The sequence below is a fragment of the Streptomyces guryensis genome (assembly GCF_021261325.1).
GTDB classification, from domain to species: Bacteria; Actinomycetota; Actinomycetes; order Streptomycetales; family Streptomycetaceae; genus Streptomyces; species Streptomyces guryensis.
Window position 1 is genome coordinate 60,136 of record NZ_JAJSBI010000004.1, and the last position, 16,579, is coordinate 76,714.

Below are 16,579 nucleotides of genomic sequence, written 5' to 3' on the forward strand. Positions count from 1 at the left end.
GTCAGGGCCCGGGCGGCGCGTCCCTGCGCTGCCCGAGCCCTGTTCACATCGAGTTGCCGGCTCCGCGGATCAGATCAGAGCTGGTTGCCGACGAAGACCGTGAGGTCGACGAGGCGGTTGGAGTAGCCCCACTCGTTGTCGTACCAGCCGAGGATCTTCACCGAGTTGCCCTCCTGGACCATGGTCAGGGAGGAGTCGAAGGTGCAGGAGGCCGGGTCGCTGACGATGTCCGAGGAGACGATCGGGTCCTCGGTGTACGACAGGTAGCCCTTGAGGTCGCCGTCCTCGGAGGCCTTCTTGAACGCGGCGTTGACCTCGTCCTTGGTGACCTCGCGCTGCAGCGTCACGACCAGGTCGGTGGCCGAACCGGTCGGGACCGGGACGCGCATGGCGATGCCGTCCAGCTTGCCCTTGAGCTGCGGGAGGACCAGGGCGGTGGCCTTCGCGGCACCGGTGGTGGTCGGGATGATGTTCTCGGCGGCGGCGCGGGCGCGGCGCAGGTCCGAGTGCGGGAAGTCCAGGATGCGCTGGTCGTTGGTGTACGCGTGGACCGTCGTCATCAGGCCCTTGACGATGCCGAAGTTCTCGTCGAGAACCTTCGCCATCGGCGCCACACAGTTGGTGGTGCAGGAGGCGTTGGAGATGACGTGGTGGTTGGCCGCGTCGTACTTGTCCTGGTTGACGCCCATCACGATGGTGATGTCCTCGTCCTTGGCCGGAGCCGAGATGAGGACCTTCTTGGCGCCGCCGGCGATGTGCTTCTCGGCGTCGGCCTTCTTCGTGAAGATGCCCGTCGACTCGACGACGATGTCGACGCCCAGCTCGCCCCACGGGATGTCGGCGGGGTTGCGCTCGGACAGCACCTTGATGGTGTGGCCGTCGACGGTGATCGTGTCGGCGGTGTGCGACACCTCGGCCTTGAGGCGGCCCAGGATGGTGTCGTATTTCAGCAGGTGGGCGGTGGTCGCGGTGTCACCCAGGTCGTTGACAGCCACGATCTCGATGTCTGCACCCTGCTCCAGCAGTGCGCGGAAGTAGTTGCGACCGATACGACCGAAGCCGTTGATGCCTACGCGGATCGTCACGAACCGATCTCCTCGTTGGTACGCCGGCCATGCGGTGCCGGCGAGCTCTGTTTGGGATGTCCCCGACCAACCCCGACCCTACCTCCCTGAGAGCCCCGTGGTGACATCGAGATGCCGCATACACGGGCAGGCGGTCCGTACCCGCCAGTAGGGGTACGGACCGCCCGGGTCGAAAGATCTACTCACTCCTTTTGACTACGGAGAGCTGGTCATCATTGACCGAGGTGTTCACCCGTCGAGGGCCGCAAGCGCCTTCTTGACGAGGGCGTTGCGGTCTGCCGCCGCGGTGACGTGCTCCAGGCCGAAGCCCAGCAGCACGGTCCGGTCGGTGGTGATCGCTCCGTATGTCCTGAACAGCGTTCCGGTGCGCGCCCAGTCGTTGAGGACGGCCGGGCTGCCCGCGGGCGGTCCGGGAACGCTCCAGGCCCCGAGTGACGTCTCGAAGCCCTCGGTCTGCGTCGGCGTCCCGCCCACGACGAGCGAGGCGTCGTCGGCGAGGACGCCGTGGCCGCCGGTGCCCGGGTCGGTGACGTAGCTGAGGGAGACCTCGACGGACTTGCCGGCGTACGCGCTCAGGTCGAAGTTGACCTGCTGCCAGCCGTTGGAGGCGCCGGTGAGGCTGTTCCAGGAACCGCTCGTGCCGGTCGGGGTGCAGTCGTTGCCGGCGATGGTGAGGTAGTGCTTGAGCCACGGGTGCTCGTTCACCAGGAAGCCCGCCCCGCACTCGCTCGGTACGGTCTGTTTGGTCGCTCCGCCCTTCTCCGGGAGGGTCGTCCAGTCGTCGGCGCCGGTGGTGTGGGCCTCGACGATCACGTGGTCGTAGCCGGGCTCGGTGTCCCAGAGCAACTGGCTGCGCAAGGTGGGCTGCTGGGACGCGGTGACACCGGTGAGGTCGATGGTGCGGGTGAGGCGCTTGTAGGCGTCGTCGGTGTGGACGGCGGCCGCCATGTAGGAGCCGGCGTACGGCCCGTACGGGTTGACGGTCCCGGCGAACTGACCCGCCCCCGCGCTGGCGAACTGCGGGTACTTGTCGGCGGGCAGCGTGTCCGAGGTGACGCCGTAGGTGCCCGCCTTGTCGAGCGGGTTGCCGGTGGCGGCACCGAGGGCCCCGCTGAAGCCGTCGAGCTCGCCGGAGCCGGTGAAGCCGGTGGCGCCGGGGGTCGACGTACGGGAGTAGGCGCCCAGGTAGTACTGGCTGAAGTCGTTCGACAGGGTGCCGCCGCCGAGGTCGACGTTGCCGCCGGCCTGCTCGCCCGCCTCGATCAGCTTGCCGCCCTCGTTGAGGTAGGCGCGCAGCTGGAGCTGCGTGGCGTTGCCGGGGACACTCGCGCCGGTGTAGTGAACGACCGTCCTGAAGTGCTTCAGCACACCGAGCGCATCGGGCGCGCCCTGGGTGGCGACGTCCCAGACGATCGCCTTGCGGCCGTTGGCCTTCAGCGCGTCCACGTAGGTCTGCGCCTGCGTGGCGGCCGCGCCCTCCTCGGCGACGACGAGTGTGTCCGCCTTGGGCCGCTGGGCGACGGTGTAGGTGAAGTGCTCGCTGGAGACCTTCCTGCCGCCCTTCGTCGCACCGGTGAACCACACCTCGACCTTGTCGCCCGGGTCGCCGTCCTTGACCTTGGCCCGGTACTCGTCGAAGTGCAGGTTGTCGTCGCCGCCGTAGGTCTCGCCGCCCTTCCAAGCCTTGAGCGCCAGGTCCTCCGTACGGCCGCCGTTCACGCGGTACTTGAGCTCCTTGTCGCGCACGGCCTTGCGTATGACGACGGAGACCTCCTGGTCGGCGCCGCGCGAGTACGAGGTGGCGAACTTGGCCGGGGTGAAGTCGGCGGCGGTCAGGCCGAGCGAGGACGACGGCGTGTCGGGATGCGGGGCGGTCTCGGCGACCGACAGCGCGAACGGGATGTTCTTCTCGAACTCCTGCTGGATCAGCTTCTCGTCGTCCGGGAAGTTGAAGACGGACTGGCAGTCGGCCGCGTTCCACTGGTCGTTCGGGTCGATGTTCGACGCGGTCTGGCAGGTCGACATCTCCGGGGTGAACATCGACATGCCGTTGACATTCGCCGCGTGTCCGTCCGCCTCGCCGTTGGTGGTGTACAGCTCGGAGGAGACCTGCGGGCGGTAGCCGGGGATCGCGGAGTTGTCCGGCGAACCGGCGAGGGCCTTGTAGACCACGTCGTCGGGCGTCGGGGTGGCCACCTGCCAGCCGACGCCGTACAGGAGGAGTTCAGCGGCGGAGTGGTAGTTGATGCCGTACGTGAAGCCGATGCGCTTCTCGAAGGCGTCCAGCGCCTTGGTCTCGGGTTCGGAGCCGGGGCTCGCGCCGCGATAGGTCTCGCTGGTGGGGTTGGGGGACGAACCCTCGTCGTCGTAGCCCCACTTGTAGGCGAAGTTGCGGTTGAGGTCGACGCCGTCACCGGTGGAGATGACACCGTCGCCGTTGACGTCCCGCAGGTTCTTGCGCCACAGGCGGGTGCTGGAGTCCTTGAAGGTGTAGTCGTAGCCGTCGGGGTTGGCCGAGATCACGAACCACAGTTCGGTGGAGTCGACGATCTTCTTGATGCGTCGGTCCGTCTTGTAGTGGTCCAGGTAGTAGTGCATCAGCCGGCGGGTCATCTCCGGCGTGATCCACTCGCGCGCGTGCTGGTTGGACATGTAGAGGACGGAGGGTTTCGAGCCGTCCTTGTACTTCTTCGCGTCCTTCGTCAGTTTGAGGGCGAGGATGTCCTGTCCGTTGACGGTCTTGCCGATGGAGACGACCTTGGTGAGGCCGGGGTTCTCCTGCCCGGTTCTGACGATCTCCTCTTTGAGGCCGCCGCTTCCGCCGTACGGGCGGAACACCCCCTGGTCGGCGGCGTCCACGCGCTTCACGGCCTTGGCCGAAAGAGTGTGCTCGGTGAGGTCGACGCCCTGCTTCTCGAGCTTGTGGGCCTGTTGGCCGGTGAGGTAGACCTCGACCGAGGCGGTGCCCTTCTCCGGGACCTGGTCGCCGAGTTCGCGGCCGTCCTGTCCGGCCGCCAGCAGCAGGGGTACCTGCTTGGCGGTGACGTCGGCGCGGTAGACCTTGACCTCGCCCGGGTCGGATCCTTGCGAACTTCCGTTCTGCGCCTGGGCGATGGGTGCGAGGCTCGCTCCGCCCAGCAGGAGCGCGCCGACAGCGAGGATCGATCTCGCTCTGTGTCTCATGAACCCCCCTAGCAGTCCTTCGTCACGGCGACGAATTGTTGCCAGGCTCATGCCACTTCACAGCGGAGTCAAGGGCGCCTCAAAGACACAGAAAAACCGGTGCCGACGGCCCAAGTGGGCGTCGGCACCGGCGTGTTGGACTGCGGGGGTCAGCCGACCAGGTTGTCGGCCATCTCCTCGGTGATGCTGGACTCCGTGCCCGGGATGCCCAGGTCGGAAGCGCGCTTGTCGGCCATCGCAAGGAGTCGGCGGATACGGCCGGCGACGGCGTCCTTGGTCAGCGGCGGGTCGGCGAGCGCACCCAGTTCCTCCAGCGAGGCCTGCTTGTGCTCCATGCGCAGCCGCCCGGCGGCCGCGAGGTGCTCGGGCACCTCGTCGGCGAGGATCTCCAGGGCACGCTGGACCCGGGCACCGGCGGCGACGGCGGCGCGGGCCGAGCGACGCAGGTTGGCGTCGTCGAAGTTGGCGAGACGGTTCGCCGTGGCCCGCACCTCGCGGCGCATCCGGCGCTCCTCCCAGGCCAGCACCGACTCGTGTGCGCCGAGTCGGGTGAGCAGGGCGCCGATAGCGTCGCCGTCGCGGACGACCACGCGGTCCACCCCGCGCACCTCGCGCGCCTTCGCGGCGATCGACAGCCGGCGGGCGGCGCCGACCAGCGCGAGCGCCGCCTCCGGTCCGGGGCAGGTCACCTCCAGGGAGGAGGAGCGGCCGGGCTCGGTCAGCGAGCCGTGCGCCAGGAAGGCGCCGCGCCAGGCGGCCTCCGCATCGCAGGTGGCCCCCGAGACCACCTGCGGGGGCAGACCGCGGATCGGGCGGCCGCGACCGTCGACGAGACCGGTCTGCCGGGCCAGCTGGTCTCCGCCGGCGACGACCCGTACGACGTAGCGCGAACCACGGCGCAGCCCGCCCGGCGCCATCACGATCAGTTCGGAACTGTGACCGAAGATCTCAAGGATGTCCCGCTTCAGGCGCCGGGCCGCCATCGCGGTGTCCAGCTCCGCCTCGATCACGATGCGCCCGCTGACCAGGTGGAGGCCGCCGGCGAACCGCAGAAGGGCGGAGACCTCCGCCTTTCTGCAGCAGGTCCGGGTGACGGGGAGCCGGGAGATCTCATCCTTCACCGCTGCCGTCATCGCCATGGGCCGATCCTTCCATGCATCCGAAAAATACGGTCGTACGCGGCGGCCAGCAGCTCCGGGTCGTGCCGCGGAGTTCCGTCTCTCCGGGCCACCGGGGCCAGCTCGACCGCGGCCCCGAACCGCTTGGCGGCCTCGGTCAGCACGTCGCGGTCGGGCACGGCGGCCTCGTCGGCCAGCACCACGTCCAGGGCGAGTTTAGGGGCGTGTCGTCCCAAAACCTCCAAATGACGTTGCGGGGAGAAGCCATCTGTTTCTCCGGGCTGCGGCGCGAGGTTCAGCGAGAGCACCCGGCGTGCCTTCGTCTCCGTGAGCGCGTCCAGGAGTTCGGGAACGAGCAGGTGCGGGATGACCGAGGAGAACCAGGAGCCGGGGCCGAGGACGACCCAGTCGGCGTCCAGGACCGCCTCGACGGCCTCGGGGACGGCGGGCGGGTCATGCGGCACGACGTGCACGGACTGCACCTCGCCCGGCGTGAGCGCCACGGTCGCCTGTCCCCGTACGGTGTCGACGTCCTCAGGCCGGTCCGGGTCGTGCCCCTTGACCAGGGCCTGCAGCTCAAGCGGTACGGCGGACATGGGCAGCACGCGCCCGTGCGCGCCGAGCAGCCTGCCGACCAGGTCGAGGGCCTGGACATGGTCGCCCAGCTGCTCCCAGAGGGCGACGATCAGGAGGTTGCCGACCGCGTGTTCGTGCAGGTCGCCCTTGGACTGGAAGCGGTGCTGGATGACGCGGGCCCAGGTCTGGCCCCAGTCGTCGTCGCCGCACAGCGCGGCCAGCGCCTTGCGCAGGTCGCCGGGCGGCAGCACGCCCAGCTCGTCGCGCAGGCGACCGCTGGAGCCACCGTCGTCGGCCACGGTGACGACGGCGGTGAGGTCGCCGGTGATCCGGCGCAGCGCGGCGAGCGAGGCGGACAGGCCCATGCCGCCGCCGAGGGCGACCACCTTGGGCTGGGTGCCCCGGCGGCGCGGCCTGGCGCCGCGGGCCTCGACGGGCCGGCCCGCGCGGGACTCGGGCACGACCCGGCGCAGCCTGCTCAGCCGCGGAGAACGTTCCGTCATTCGCGTCCCATGTCCCGGTGCACGACCACCGTCTCCACGCCCTCGGCCGCGAGGCGCGCGGCGAGCTTCTCCGACGTGGCCACCGAGCGGTGCTTGCCGCCCGTGCAGCCGATGGCAATGGTCACGTACCGCTTGCCCTCGCGGCGGTAGCCGGCCGCGATGAGCCTGAGCAGCTCGGCGTAGCGGTCGAGGAACTCCTTGGCGCCGGGCTGGTTGAAGACGTACGCGGCGACCTCTTCGTTCAGACCGGTGAAGGGGCGCAGCTCCGGGACCCAGTGCGGATTGGGCAGGAAGCGCATGTCCGCGACCAGGTCGGCGTCGACCGGGAGGCCGTACTTGAAGCCGAAGGACATGACGGTGGCCCGCAGTTCGGGCTCCTCCTCGCCGGCGAACTGGGCGTCCATCTTGGCGCGCAGCTCGTGTACGTTCAGGCTGGAGGTGTCGATCACCAGGTCGGCGTCGCCGCGCAGCTCACGCAGCAGCTCGCGCTCGGCGGCGATGCCGTCGACGATGCGGCCGTCGCCCTGCAGGGGGTGCGGGCGGCGCACCGACTCGAATCGGCGCACCAGGGCGTCGTCGGAGGATTCCAGGAAGACGATCCGCCGGGTGACGTGCTTGGCCTCCAGGTCGGCGAGGGACTCGCGGAGGTTGTCGAAGAAGCGGCGGCCGCGGACGTCGACGACGACCGCGATCCTGGCCACGTTGCCCTGCGAGCGGGCGCCGAGCTCCACCATGGTGGGGATCAGCGCGGGTGGCAGGTTGTCGACGACGAACCAGCCGAGGTCCTCCAGACACTTGGCGGCCGTCGACCTGCCCGCACCGGACATACCGGAGATGATCACCAGCTCGGGGATGGCTGCCTCGGGCACCGCCCCGGGCGTGTCGCTGCCCGTACTCACCTGCGCTCCGTCTCCGGCCTGGTTCTGTTGTCCGTCGTGCTCGTTCACATTCATGTCTCCTGCCCCCGTCGCTCGTCCGGGGCCCCCATGGTTACGGGCTGCCCGCTGGAACCCATTGTTCCGGGTTCCTCCTCCATGATCTCTCCAGTCGCCGTGTTCACGGCGGGCGCGGCCGGGGCCGCCTGGGCGAGGGCCACAGCGATCGTCTCGGCCGTCTTGCGGCCTATGCCGGGGACCTCGCAGATCTGGTCGATGGTGGCGGATCTCAGTTTCTTCAACGAACCGAAATGTTTCAGCAGTGCCTGCTTGCGTGTGTCCCCCAGTCCCGGCACGTCGTCCAGGGGGCTCGACCGGAAACGCTTGGACCGTTTGGTCCGCTGGTAGGTGATCGCGAAGCGGTGGGCCTCGTCACGGACGCGTTGCAGCAGGTAGAGGCCCTCGCTGGTGCGGGGCAGGACCACCGGGTCGTCGTCGTCCGGCAGCCACACCTCCTCCAGGCGCTTGGCGAGGCCGCACACGGCGACGTCGTCGATACCGAGCTCGTCCAGGGCCTTCTTGGCGGCCGCCACCTGGGGCTGCCCGCCGTCGACGACGACGAGCTGGGGCGGGTAGGCGAACTTCTTGGGGCGGCCGTCCTCCTCGGTGAGCGAGTTCTCACCGTCGGCCCACTCCCCCGTCTTCTCCTTCTCCGCGAGGTACCGCCGGAAGCGGCGGTTGATCACCTCGTGCATGGAGCGGACGTCGTCCTGCCCTTCGAAGCCCTTGATCTGGAAACGGCGGTACTCGCTCTTGCGCTGCAGGCCGTCCTCGAAGACGACCATGGAGGCCACCACGTCGTCGCCCTGGAGGTGCGAGATGTCGTAGCACTCGATGCGGAGGGGGGCACTGTCCAGGTCGAGGGCCTCGGCGATCTCCTCCAGGGCACGCGAGCGCGTGGTCAGGTCGGAGGCGCGCTTGGTCTTGTGCAGCACGAGCGCCTGCTGGGCGTTGCGCTCCACCGTCTCCATCAGGGCCTTCTTGTCACCACGCTGCGGGATGCGCAGGGAGACGGCCGAGCCGCGGCGCTCGGCGAGCCACTCCTGGACGGGTTCGACCGGGTCGGGCAGCGCGGGGACGAGGACCTCCTTGGGGACGGAGTCGCCCTTCTCCTCTCCGTACAGCTGTTGCAGGGCGTGCTCGACGAGCGCGCCGGTGGTGATCTCCTCGACCTTGTCGGTGACCCAGCCGCGCTGGCCGCGCACCCGTCCGCCGCGGACGTGGAAGATCTGGACGGCTGCCTCCAGCTCGTCCTCGGCGACCGCGATCAGGTCGGCGTCGGTCGCGTCGGCGAGCACGACCGCGTTCTTCTCCATGGCCTTCTTCAGGGCCTCGATGTCGTCGCGCAGGCGGGCCGCCCGCTCGTACTCCATCTCCTCGGCCGCCTCGGTCATCTGCTTCTCCAGGCGGCGGAGGTACGTCCCCGTACGGCCGGCCATGAAGTCGCAGAACTCATCGGCCAGTTCGCGGTGTTCCTCGGCGGAGACACGCTCGACGCAGGGAGCGGAGCACTTGCCGATGTAGCCGAGCAGACAGGGACGGCCGGTGCGGGCGGCGTTCTTGAAGACACCCGCCGAGCAGGTGCGCACCGGGAAGACGCGCAGCAGGAGGTCCACGGTGTCGCGGATCGCCCACGCGTGCCCGTACGGCCCGAAGTAGCGCACGCCCTTACGCTTGTGGCCGCGCATCACCTGGACGCGGGGGAACTCCTCGTTCATCGTCACCGCGAGGTACGGGTAGCTCTTGTCGTCGCGGTACTTGACGTTGAACCGGGGGTCGAACTCCTTGATCCAGGAGTACTCCAGCTGCAGCGCCTCGACCTCCGTGGACACCACGGTCCACTCCACGGACGCGGCGGTGGTGACCATCGTCCGGGTGCGGGGGTGCAGGCTCGCCAGGTCCTGGAAGTAGTTCGCCAGGCGCTGGCGCAGGCTCTTCGCCTTTCCGACGTAGATCACCCGGCGGTGCTCGTCGCGGAACCTGTACACCCCTGGTGAGTCCGGGATCTGTCCCGGCTTGGGGCGGTAGCTGGAGGGATCGGCCATGTCTCACACCCTACTGGCGAGGGCTGACAGTGCGGCGGGCCTGTGGACAACGCCGCCGGGAGGGTTACCCGGGCGACGTTTCTCCCGACGGCGTTCTCAGCTTTCTCGACGGCGTTCTCAGCTTTCTCGACGGCGTCCTCAGCTTTCTCGACGGCGTCCTCAGCGGCCCCGAGGCCGCGGCCTGCGTCCTCCTTCGGTCGGCACTCCGCCGGCGAGCCCCGCCCTCGCGCCGCCGGCGCCGAGGCGGGACAGCGGGTCGTCGCGACGGCGGGCGGCGGGCGGCGAGCCGATCCGGCGGTCCTGCGGCGTCACCCGCCTGACCGACCACGTCTCGCCCGACCCGCCCGCGCAGGCCGGCCGCTCCGCGTCCGCCAGGTACGGCGACGGCACGCACGCGTGGAGAGAGACATCGCGGAACTCGTAGGCCGTCCCCCGGCCACGGATTCCTGCACAAGTCCGCCCTGTCCGCACGGGCGATCCTGGAGGCGCCCGGCAACGGCCGGACGGGTGTGCCCGCTCGAGGCCACCGATCGCGTCTCGGCCAGGAGTACACCGCTGTTGGGCAGCAGGTGTTGTCGGGACTAGGTCAACACGCTTCAATGCGGGGGAACTCGGGACCGGGAACGACGGCGTACGGATGTGAAGACTCCCCGGCGCCGACGGGGTGGCCCCGACAACACGCGAAAACCCGGCCCGACCAGCCGTAGCGAGCATTCACAGAAAGGCCCCTGCATGCCGCACGCCACACAGCACGCGGACGTTGCCGTCGTCGCGACCGCGGAACTGGACTCGGCCCTGCGGGGCGGCCCCTTCCACGTCGCACTGCGCGCCGCGATCGCCGCCCGCGGACTGCCGCTGCAGCGCGTGCAGCACCATCTGTCGCGCTACGGGGTCAAGGTCGGCGTCACGAGCCTGAGTTACTGGCAGCAGGGCGCCCGACGTCCGCAGCGCCCCGAGTCCCTGCGGGCCGTACGGGCGCTGGAGGAGATCCTCCAGCTGCCGGAGGAGTCCCTGATCCGGCTGCTCGCCGAGACCGACGAACCCTCGTGCGCGGGACGGCCCGCGGGTCGTTCCTACCGCTCCCTGGTGGAGGCGTCGGGCGTCCTGGAGCGGATGCTGGCCGAGCTGGGTTCGCCCCTGGACGGCGGCCTGCACACCCTGGGACACCACGAGCGGGTACGCATCGGCGAGCGCCGCGAACTGGCGGGGCGCGAATCCCAGCACATAGTGCGCGCGCACAAGGACGGCGTCGACCGCTTCGTGGCCGTCCACCACGGCGACCCGGGATGTGCGCCGGAACGCATGCGGGTGCACGCACTGGAGAACTGCCGCACGGGACGCGTGCGCGTGCACCACGACACCGGCGTACTCGTGGCCGAACTCCTCTTCGACACCCGCCTGCGCGCCGGGGACACCTTCCTCTTCCGCTACGGCATCCAGGACGGCACCGCCGGCATGTCCCGCGAGTACGTCCGCGGCTTCGGGCCGGCCGGCGGACAGTACGCGCTCCAGGTGCGCTTCGACGAGCAGGCACTGCCGTCCCGCTGCCACCGCTTCGCCCAGCACTCCCCGGCGGCCCCGCGCAGCGGCCGCCAGGAACTGCCCCTCAGCGGCCGCCACCACTCGGTCCACCTCGTCGAGCCCCGGGTGCGAACGGGGATCGTGGGCATCGGCTGGGACTGGGAGTGAACCGCGCCGGCGGAGACGACCAGATCGGTGTCAGCCTCCCGCATCACTGGACGTAAACGTTTGCGCAAGCGTTTACGTCCGGCGCGGGATGGGATACCGTCCCGGCCGGAAGGCACGCCGTGCCGCCGAAAGGGGCCCGGCCCGGGAAGGGGGACGCGATGGCGACCATGGCCGACGTCGCTCGAAGCGCCGGAGTCTCCGTGGCGACCGTCTCGCACGTCCTGAACGGCACCCGCCCCGTCCTCCCCCACACCCGCCAGGCAGTCCTGGACGCCGTCGACAGGCTCGGCTACACCCCGAACACCCTCGCCCGTTCCCTGGTGACCTCGCGCACCCGGTCCATCGGACTCGCGGTGTCGGCGATCAGCAACCCGTACTTCACGGAGATCCTCCAGGGCGTCGAGGCCAGCGCCCTGGAACACGGCTACAGCCTGATCATCGCCGATCCGCACGACGACCCGGAGCACGAGCGCAAGGTCGTCCAGCTGCTGCACGAACGCCGGGTCGACGGCCTGATCGTCGCCCCCTCGGCGAACCCGCGCGAGCTCGTCGCGTACCTCGGCCGCCACGGCGTGCCGGCCGTCTTCCTCGACCGGCTCCTCGACACCCCGGCCGAGGGCACACCCGCCTACGACCAGGTATGCGCCGAGAGTGCCGAACCGACCGCCCGGCTGGTCACCCACCTCGCCGAGCTCGGCCACCGCCGGATCGCCCTGGTCGCCGGGCGGCCCGGGCTCAGCACCACCCGCGAACGCATCGCCGGATACCGCCACGGCCTCGCCGTCTCGGGGCTCCCCGACGACGAACGCCTGCTGGTGCACGGCAACTCCGAGTCCGCAGACGCCGAGCGCGCCACCACGGCGCTGGTCTCCCTCGCCGCCCCGCCCACCGCCCTCGTCGCGGCCAACAACGCGATGACCATCGGTGCTCTGCGCGCCCTGCGCGACCGCGGCCTGTCCGTGCCCGAGGACATGGCCCTGTGCTGCTTCGACGACTTCGCCTGGGCGGACCTGTTCTCGCCGCGGCTGACCGCCGTCGCCCAGCCCAGCAGGGAGATCGGCACCCAGGCGGTCCGGGTGCTCCTGGAACGCCTCGCCTCCCCGGACCGCCCCACCCGCACCCTGCGGCTCCCTTGCACCTTCGTCCACCGGACCTCGTGCGGCTGCCCGGAGGAGACGGTGCGGTCCGAACAACCCGAGAAGTTCGAGAAGCATGACAAGCCCGAGAGGTTCGGGAAGTCCGAGAAAGGAACACTGTCGTGATCGTCGTCGCCGGTGAGGCTCTGATCGATCTGGTACCGCAGGGTACGGGTGCCCTCGCGGGCCTGAAGCCCGCGCTCGGCGGCGGCCCGTACAACACGGCCGTGGCCCTCGGCCGTCTCGGCTCCCCCACGGCGTTCTGCTCCCGCACCTCGCACGACGCCTTCGGAGAGGCGTTGCTCGACGGGCTACGGGCAGCGGGCGTCGACGTCTCGGCCGTGCAGCGCGGTGCGGAGCCGACCACGCTCGCGGTCGCCACGATCGACGGGAACGGCTCGGCCGCCTACTCCTTCTACGTCGAGGGCACCGCCGACCGGCTGTTCGCCGTGCCCGAGGTGCTCCCCGCCGAGGTACGCGCCGTGTCCTTCGGCACGTGCTCGCTCGTCCTGGAGCCCGGCGCGACGGCCTACGAGACCCTGCTGCACACCGCAGCCGCGCAGGGCGTCTTCACCGCGCTCGACCCCAACGTCCGGGCGGGCCTGATTCCCGATGCGGACGCCTACCGGGCGCGTTTCCGGGGCTGGCTGCCCTCGGTGTCGCTGCTCAAGCTGTCCGAGGAGGATGCCCTGTGGCTGGGCGGCTCGCCGCGGGAGTGGCTGGCCGCCGGACCCGCCGCTGTCGTGATCACCCACGGCGGCGACGGGCTCAGCGCCTTCACCCGGGACGGGGCCGTGTACCCCGTGCCGGGCGAGAAGGTCGACGTCGTCGACACCATCGGCGCCGGCGACACGGTGAACGCGGCTCTTCTGCACGGCCTGGCCGCCCAGGACGCCCTGTCCCGCGAGGCACTCCTGGGCCTGGGCGCCGACGGCTGGACCAGGCTGCTGCGCTTCGCGGCGCGGGCAGCCGCGATCACCTGCTCCCGGGCGGGCGCGGAGCCGCCGTACGCGTCCGAAGTGGACGCGCTGTAGGGGGCTTGTTTCCGTCCTGCGCGGGCGCGGCAGCCGTGCTTGCAACGGGCGGCGCCCCGCGGGGAGTTCTCCCGCGGGGCGCCACACCGTCGTGGACCTGATCAGGCCTTCCGCGCCCGCGTCGTCTTCTTCGCGGGTGCCGCCTTCTTGGTGGCGCCGGCCGCCTTCTTCGTGGCCGTGCTGTTGGCGGTCCTGGCCGTCGCCGTCTTCTTGGCCGGCGACTTGGCCGCCACCGTCTTCTTCGCCACCGTCCTGCGCGGGGCCGGTACCGAGCTGGCGTCGCTGATCCGGTCGGCGCCGAGGATCTCCCGCAGGAACTTTCCGGTGTGGCTGGCCGGGATCCCGGCGACCTCCTCGGGCGTGCCCTCGGCGACGACGAGTCCGCCGCCGGCGCCGCCCTCGGGGCCCATGTCGACGACCCAGTCGGCGGTCTTGATCACGTCGAGGTTGTGCTCGATGACGATGACCGTGTTGCCCTTGTCGACCAGGCCCGCAAGCACCGTCAGCAGCTTGCTGATGTCCTCGAAGTGCAGACCGGTGGTCGGCTCGTCCAGGACGTAGACCGTGCGGCCGGTGGAGCGCTTCTGCAGCTCGCTGGCGAGCTTCACGCGCTGCGCCTCGCCACCTGACAGGGTGGTGGCGGACTGGCCGAGCCGGACGTAGCCGAGACCGACGTCGTTCAGCGTCTTGAGGTGGCGGTTGATCGCCGGGACCGCCTCGAAGAAGTTCATGGCCTCTTCGATGGGCATGTTCAGGACCTCGGCGATGGACTTGCCCTTGTAGTGGACCTCCAGGGTCTCCCGGTTGTAGCGGGCGCCGTGGCAGACCTCGCACGGAACGTAGACGTCCGGGAGGAAGTTCATCTCGATCTTGATCGTGCCGTCGCCCGCGCAGTTCTCACAGCGGCCGCCCTTGACGTTGAAGGAGAAGCGGCCGGGCTGGTAGCCGCGGACCTTCGCCTCGGTGGTCTCGGCGAACAGCCTGCGGATGTGGTCGAAGACGCCGGTGTACGTCGCCGGGTTGGAGCGCGGAGTGCGGCCGATGGGCGACTGGTCGACGTGCACGACCTTGTCGACGAGGTCGTCGCCGTCCACGCGCGTGTGCCGCCCGGGAACGCTCCTCGCGCCGTTCAGTTCGCGGGCCAGATGCGTGTACAGGATGTCGTTGACCAGCGTCGACTTGCCGGAGCCGGACACGCCCGTGACGGCCGTGAACACTCCCAGCGGGAAGGAGACGTCGATGTCCTGGAGGTTGTTCTCGCGGGCGCCGTGCACCGTGAGCCTGCGGGACGGGTCCTGCGGGCGGCGGATGTCGGGCAGCGGGATCGACTTCTTGCCGGCCAGGTACTGGCCGGTCATGGACTCGGCGTTGGTGAGCAGTTCCTTCAGGGAGCCGCTGTGCACGACCTTGCCGCCGTGCTCGCCCGCGCCGGGGCCGATGTCGACGACCCAGTCGGCCACCTTGATGGTGTCCTCGTCGTGCTCGACGACGATGAGCGTGTTGCCCATGTCGCGCAGTCTGACCAGGGTCTCGATCAGCCGGTGGTTGTCGCGCTGGTGGAGGCCGATGGACGGCTCGTCGAGGACGTACAGGACGCCGACGAGGCCGGAGCCGATCTGGGTGGCCAGGCGGATGCGCTGGGCCTCGCCGCCGGAGAGGGTGCCGGCCGCTCGGTTCAGCGAGAGGTAGTCCAGGCCGACGTCGACCAGGAACCGCAGCCGCTCGTTGACCTCCTTCAGCACGCGCTCGGCGATCTTCTTGTCGCGGGCGTTGAGCTTCAGCTCGCCCAGGAATTCGGCGCAGTCGCTGATGGACATGCCGGAGACCTCGGCGATCGACTTCCCCATGATCGTGACCGCGAGGACGACGGGCTTCAGGCGGGTGCCCTCACAGGTGGGGCAGGGCACCTCGCGCATGTAGCCCTCGAAGCGCTCGCGGCTGGCGTCGCTCTCGGCCTCGCTGTGGCGGCGCTTGACGAAGGGGACGGCACCTTCGAAGGGCGTGGTGTAGACGCGCTCGCGCCCGTACCGGTTGCGGTAGCGGACCTCGATCTGCGTCTTGTGGCCGTACAGCAGGGCCTTCCTGGCTCGCTGCGGCAGGCCCGCGAAGGGGATGTCCGTCCGGAATCCCAGCGCGTCCGCGAGGGCGCCGATCAGGCGGCCGAAGTAGTCCTTGGTGTGGCCGTGCGACCAGGGGTGGATGGCGCCCTCGTCGAGGGACTTGTCCTCGTCCGGGACGATCAGCTCGGCGTCGACCTCCATGCGCGTACCGATGCCGGTGCAGTCGGGGCAGGCACCGAAGGGCGAGTTGAAGGAGAAGGAGCGCGGCTCCAGCTCCTCGAAGGACAGGTCGTCGTACGCGCAGTACAGGTGCTCCGAGTACATGCGCTCGCGCTCGGGGTCGTCCTCGGGGAGGTCGACGAAGTCGAGCACGACCATGCCGCCGGACAGGCCGAGGGCGGTCTCGACGGAGTCGGTGAGGCGGCGCTTGGCGGAGTCCTTCACCGTGAGGCGGTCGACCACCACCTCGATGGTGTGCTTCTCCTGCTTCTTCAGCGTGGGCGGGCTGGAGAGCTGGATGGTCTCGCCGTCCACCCGTGCGCGTGAGTAGCCCTTGGTCTGGAGGTCGGCGAAGAGATCGACGAACTCGCCCTTGCGCTCGCGCACCAGCGGCGACAGCACCTGGAAGCGGCTCCCCTCCGGCAGCTCCAGGACCTTGTCGACGATGGCCTGCGGCGACTGGCGCGAGATCGGGCGTCCGCACTCGGGACAGTGCGGCTTGCCGATGCGCGCGAAGAGCAGTCGCAGGTAGTCGTAGACCTCGGTGATGGTGCCGACCGTCGAGCGCGGGTTGCGCGAGGTCGACTTCTGGTCGATGGAGACGGCCGGGGACAGCCCCTCGATGAAGTCGACGTCCGGCTTGTCCATCTGGCCGAGGAACTGGCGGGCGTATGAGGAGAGCGACTCCACGTAGCGCCGCTGCCCCTCGGCGAAGATGGTGTCGAAGGCCAGCGAGGACTTGCCCGACCCCGACAGGCCCGTGAAGACGATGAGCGAGTCGCGCGGCAGGTCGAGCGAGACATTCTTGAGGTTGTGCTCGCGCGCGCCACGGACGATGAGACGGTCGGCCACGCCGGTCCGCACCTTTCTTGGCTTGAGAGGAGTGACAGGGGCGGGGCCCCCGTGCTTTCTCAGACTAGGGGGAGCCACTGACAACGCCGGTCGGATTCCCGGGTTGCATAACAATCCCCGGCTCTCCAGCATGCCCGACGCCAC

Annotated in this window: 10 protein-coding genes; 3 read left to right on the top strand and 7 right to left on the bottom strand. The window is 69.9% G+C overall.

Features of this window, described 5'->3' with window-relative positions:
• Positions 1-74: 74 nt before the first annotated feature.
• The 6 genes from gap to uvrC form a co-directional block, all read right to left on the bottom strand.
• Entirely contained in the window at positions 75-1,085 is a 1,011-nt protein-coding gene (gene gap / locus LJ657_RS09790) for a type I glyceraldehyde-3-phosphate dehydrogenase (protein WP_057618359.1), read from the bottom strand.
• Positions 1,086-1,313: 228 nt separating this feature from the next.
• Complete coding sequence (locus LJ657_RS09795; protein WP_232648033.1) at positions 1,314-4,268, bottom strand: M14 family metallopeptidase; 2,955 nt, start codon at positions 4,266-4,268, stop codon at positions 1,314-1,316.
• A gap of 149 nt (positions 4,269-4,417) precedes the next feature.
• Positions 4,418-5,407 (bottom strand): DNA-binding protein WhiA, encoded by a 990-nt coding sequence (gene whiA / locus LJ657_RS09800; RefSeq protein ID WP_232648034.1) that lies wholly within the window; start codon positions 5,405-5,407, stop codon positions 4,418-4,420.
• Entirely contained in the window at positions 5,398-6,465 is a 1,068-nt protein-coding gene (locus LJ657_RS09805) for a gluconeogenesis factor YvcK family protein (RefSeq protein WP_232648035.1), read from the bottom strand. Before LJ657_RS09805 ends, whiA begins: the two co-directional genes overlap by 10 nt.
• A complete protein-coding gene (rapZ, locus tag LJ657_RS09810; RefSeq protein WP_232648036.1) occupies positions 6,462-7,418 on the bottom strand; it encodes an RNase adapter RapZ in 957 nt (318 codons plus the stop codon). The genes LJ657_RS09805 and rapZ overlap by 4 nt, the downstream gene beginning before the upstream one ends.
• Positions 7,415-9,445 (bottom strand): excinuclease ABC subunit UvrC, encoded by a 2,031-nt coding sequence (gene uvrC / locus LJ657_RS09815; protein ID WP_232648037.1) that lies wholly within the window; start codon positions 9,443-9,445, stop codon positions 7,415-7,417. Before uvrC ends, rapZ begins: the two co-directional genes overlap by 4 nt.
• A 732-nt stretch (positions 9,446-10,177) precedes the next feature.
• On the opposite strand from uvrC, the gene LJ657_RS09820 reads away from it, so the two are divergent.
• The 3 genes from LJ657_RS09820 to LJ657_RS09830 all read left to right on the top strand — a co-directional run bounded on the left by LJ657_RS09820 (position 10,178) and on the right by LJ657_RS09830 (position 13,304).
• Positions 10,178-11,134, top strand: a complete 957-nt coding sequence (locus LJ657_RS09820; RefSeq protein ID WP_232648038.1) for a hypothetical protein — start codon at positions 10,178-10,180, stop codon at positions 11,132-11,134.
• Positions 11,135-11,292: 158 nt separating this feature from the next.
• On the top strand, positions 11,293-12,396 hold the full coding sequence (locus LJ657_RS09825) for a LacI family DNA-binding transcriptional regulator (RefSeq protein WP_232648039.1): 1,104 nt from the start codon (positions 11,293-11,295) through the stop codon (positions 12,394-12,396).
• On the top strand, positions 12,393-13,304 hold the full coding sequence (locus tag LJ657_RS09830; protein WP_232648040.1) for a carbohydrate kinase family protein: 912 nt from the start codon (positions 12,393-12,395) through the stop codon (positions 13,302-13,304). The genes LJ657_RS09825 and LJ657_RS09830 overlap by 4 nt, the downstream gene beginning before the upstream one ends.
• Positions 13,305-13,405: 101 nt before the next feature.
• On the opposite strand, the gene uvrA is transcribed toward LJ657_RS09830, so the two are convergent.
• Entirely contained in the window at positions 13,406-16,435 is a 3,030-nt protein-coding gene (gene uvrA / locus LJ657_RS09835) for an excinuclease ABC subunit UvrA (protein ID WP_232648041.1), read from the bottom strand.
• Positions 16,436-16,579: the final 144 nt, after the last annotated feature.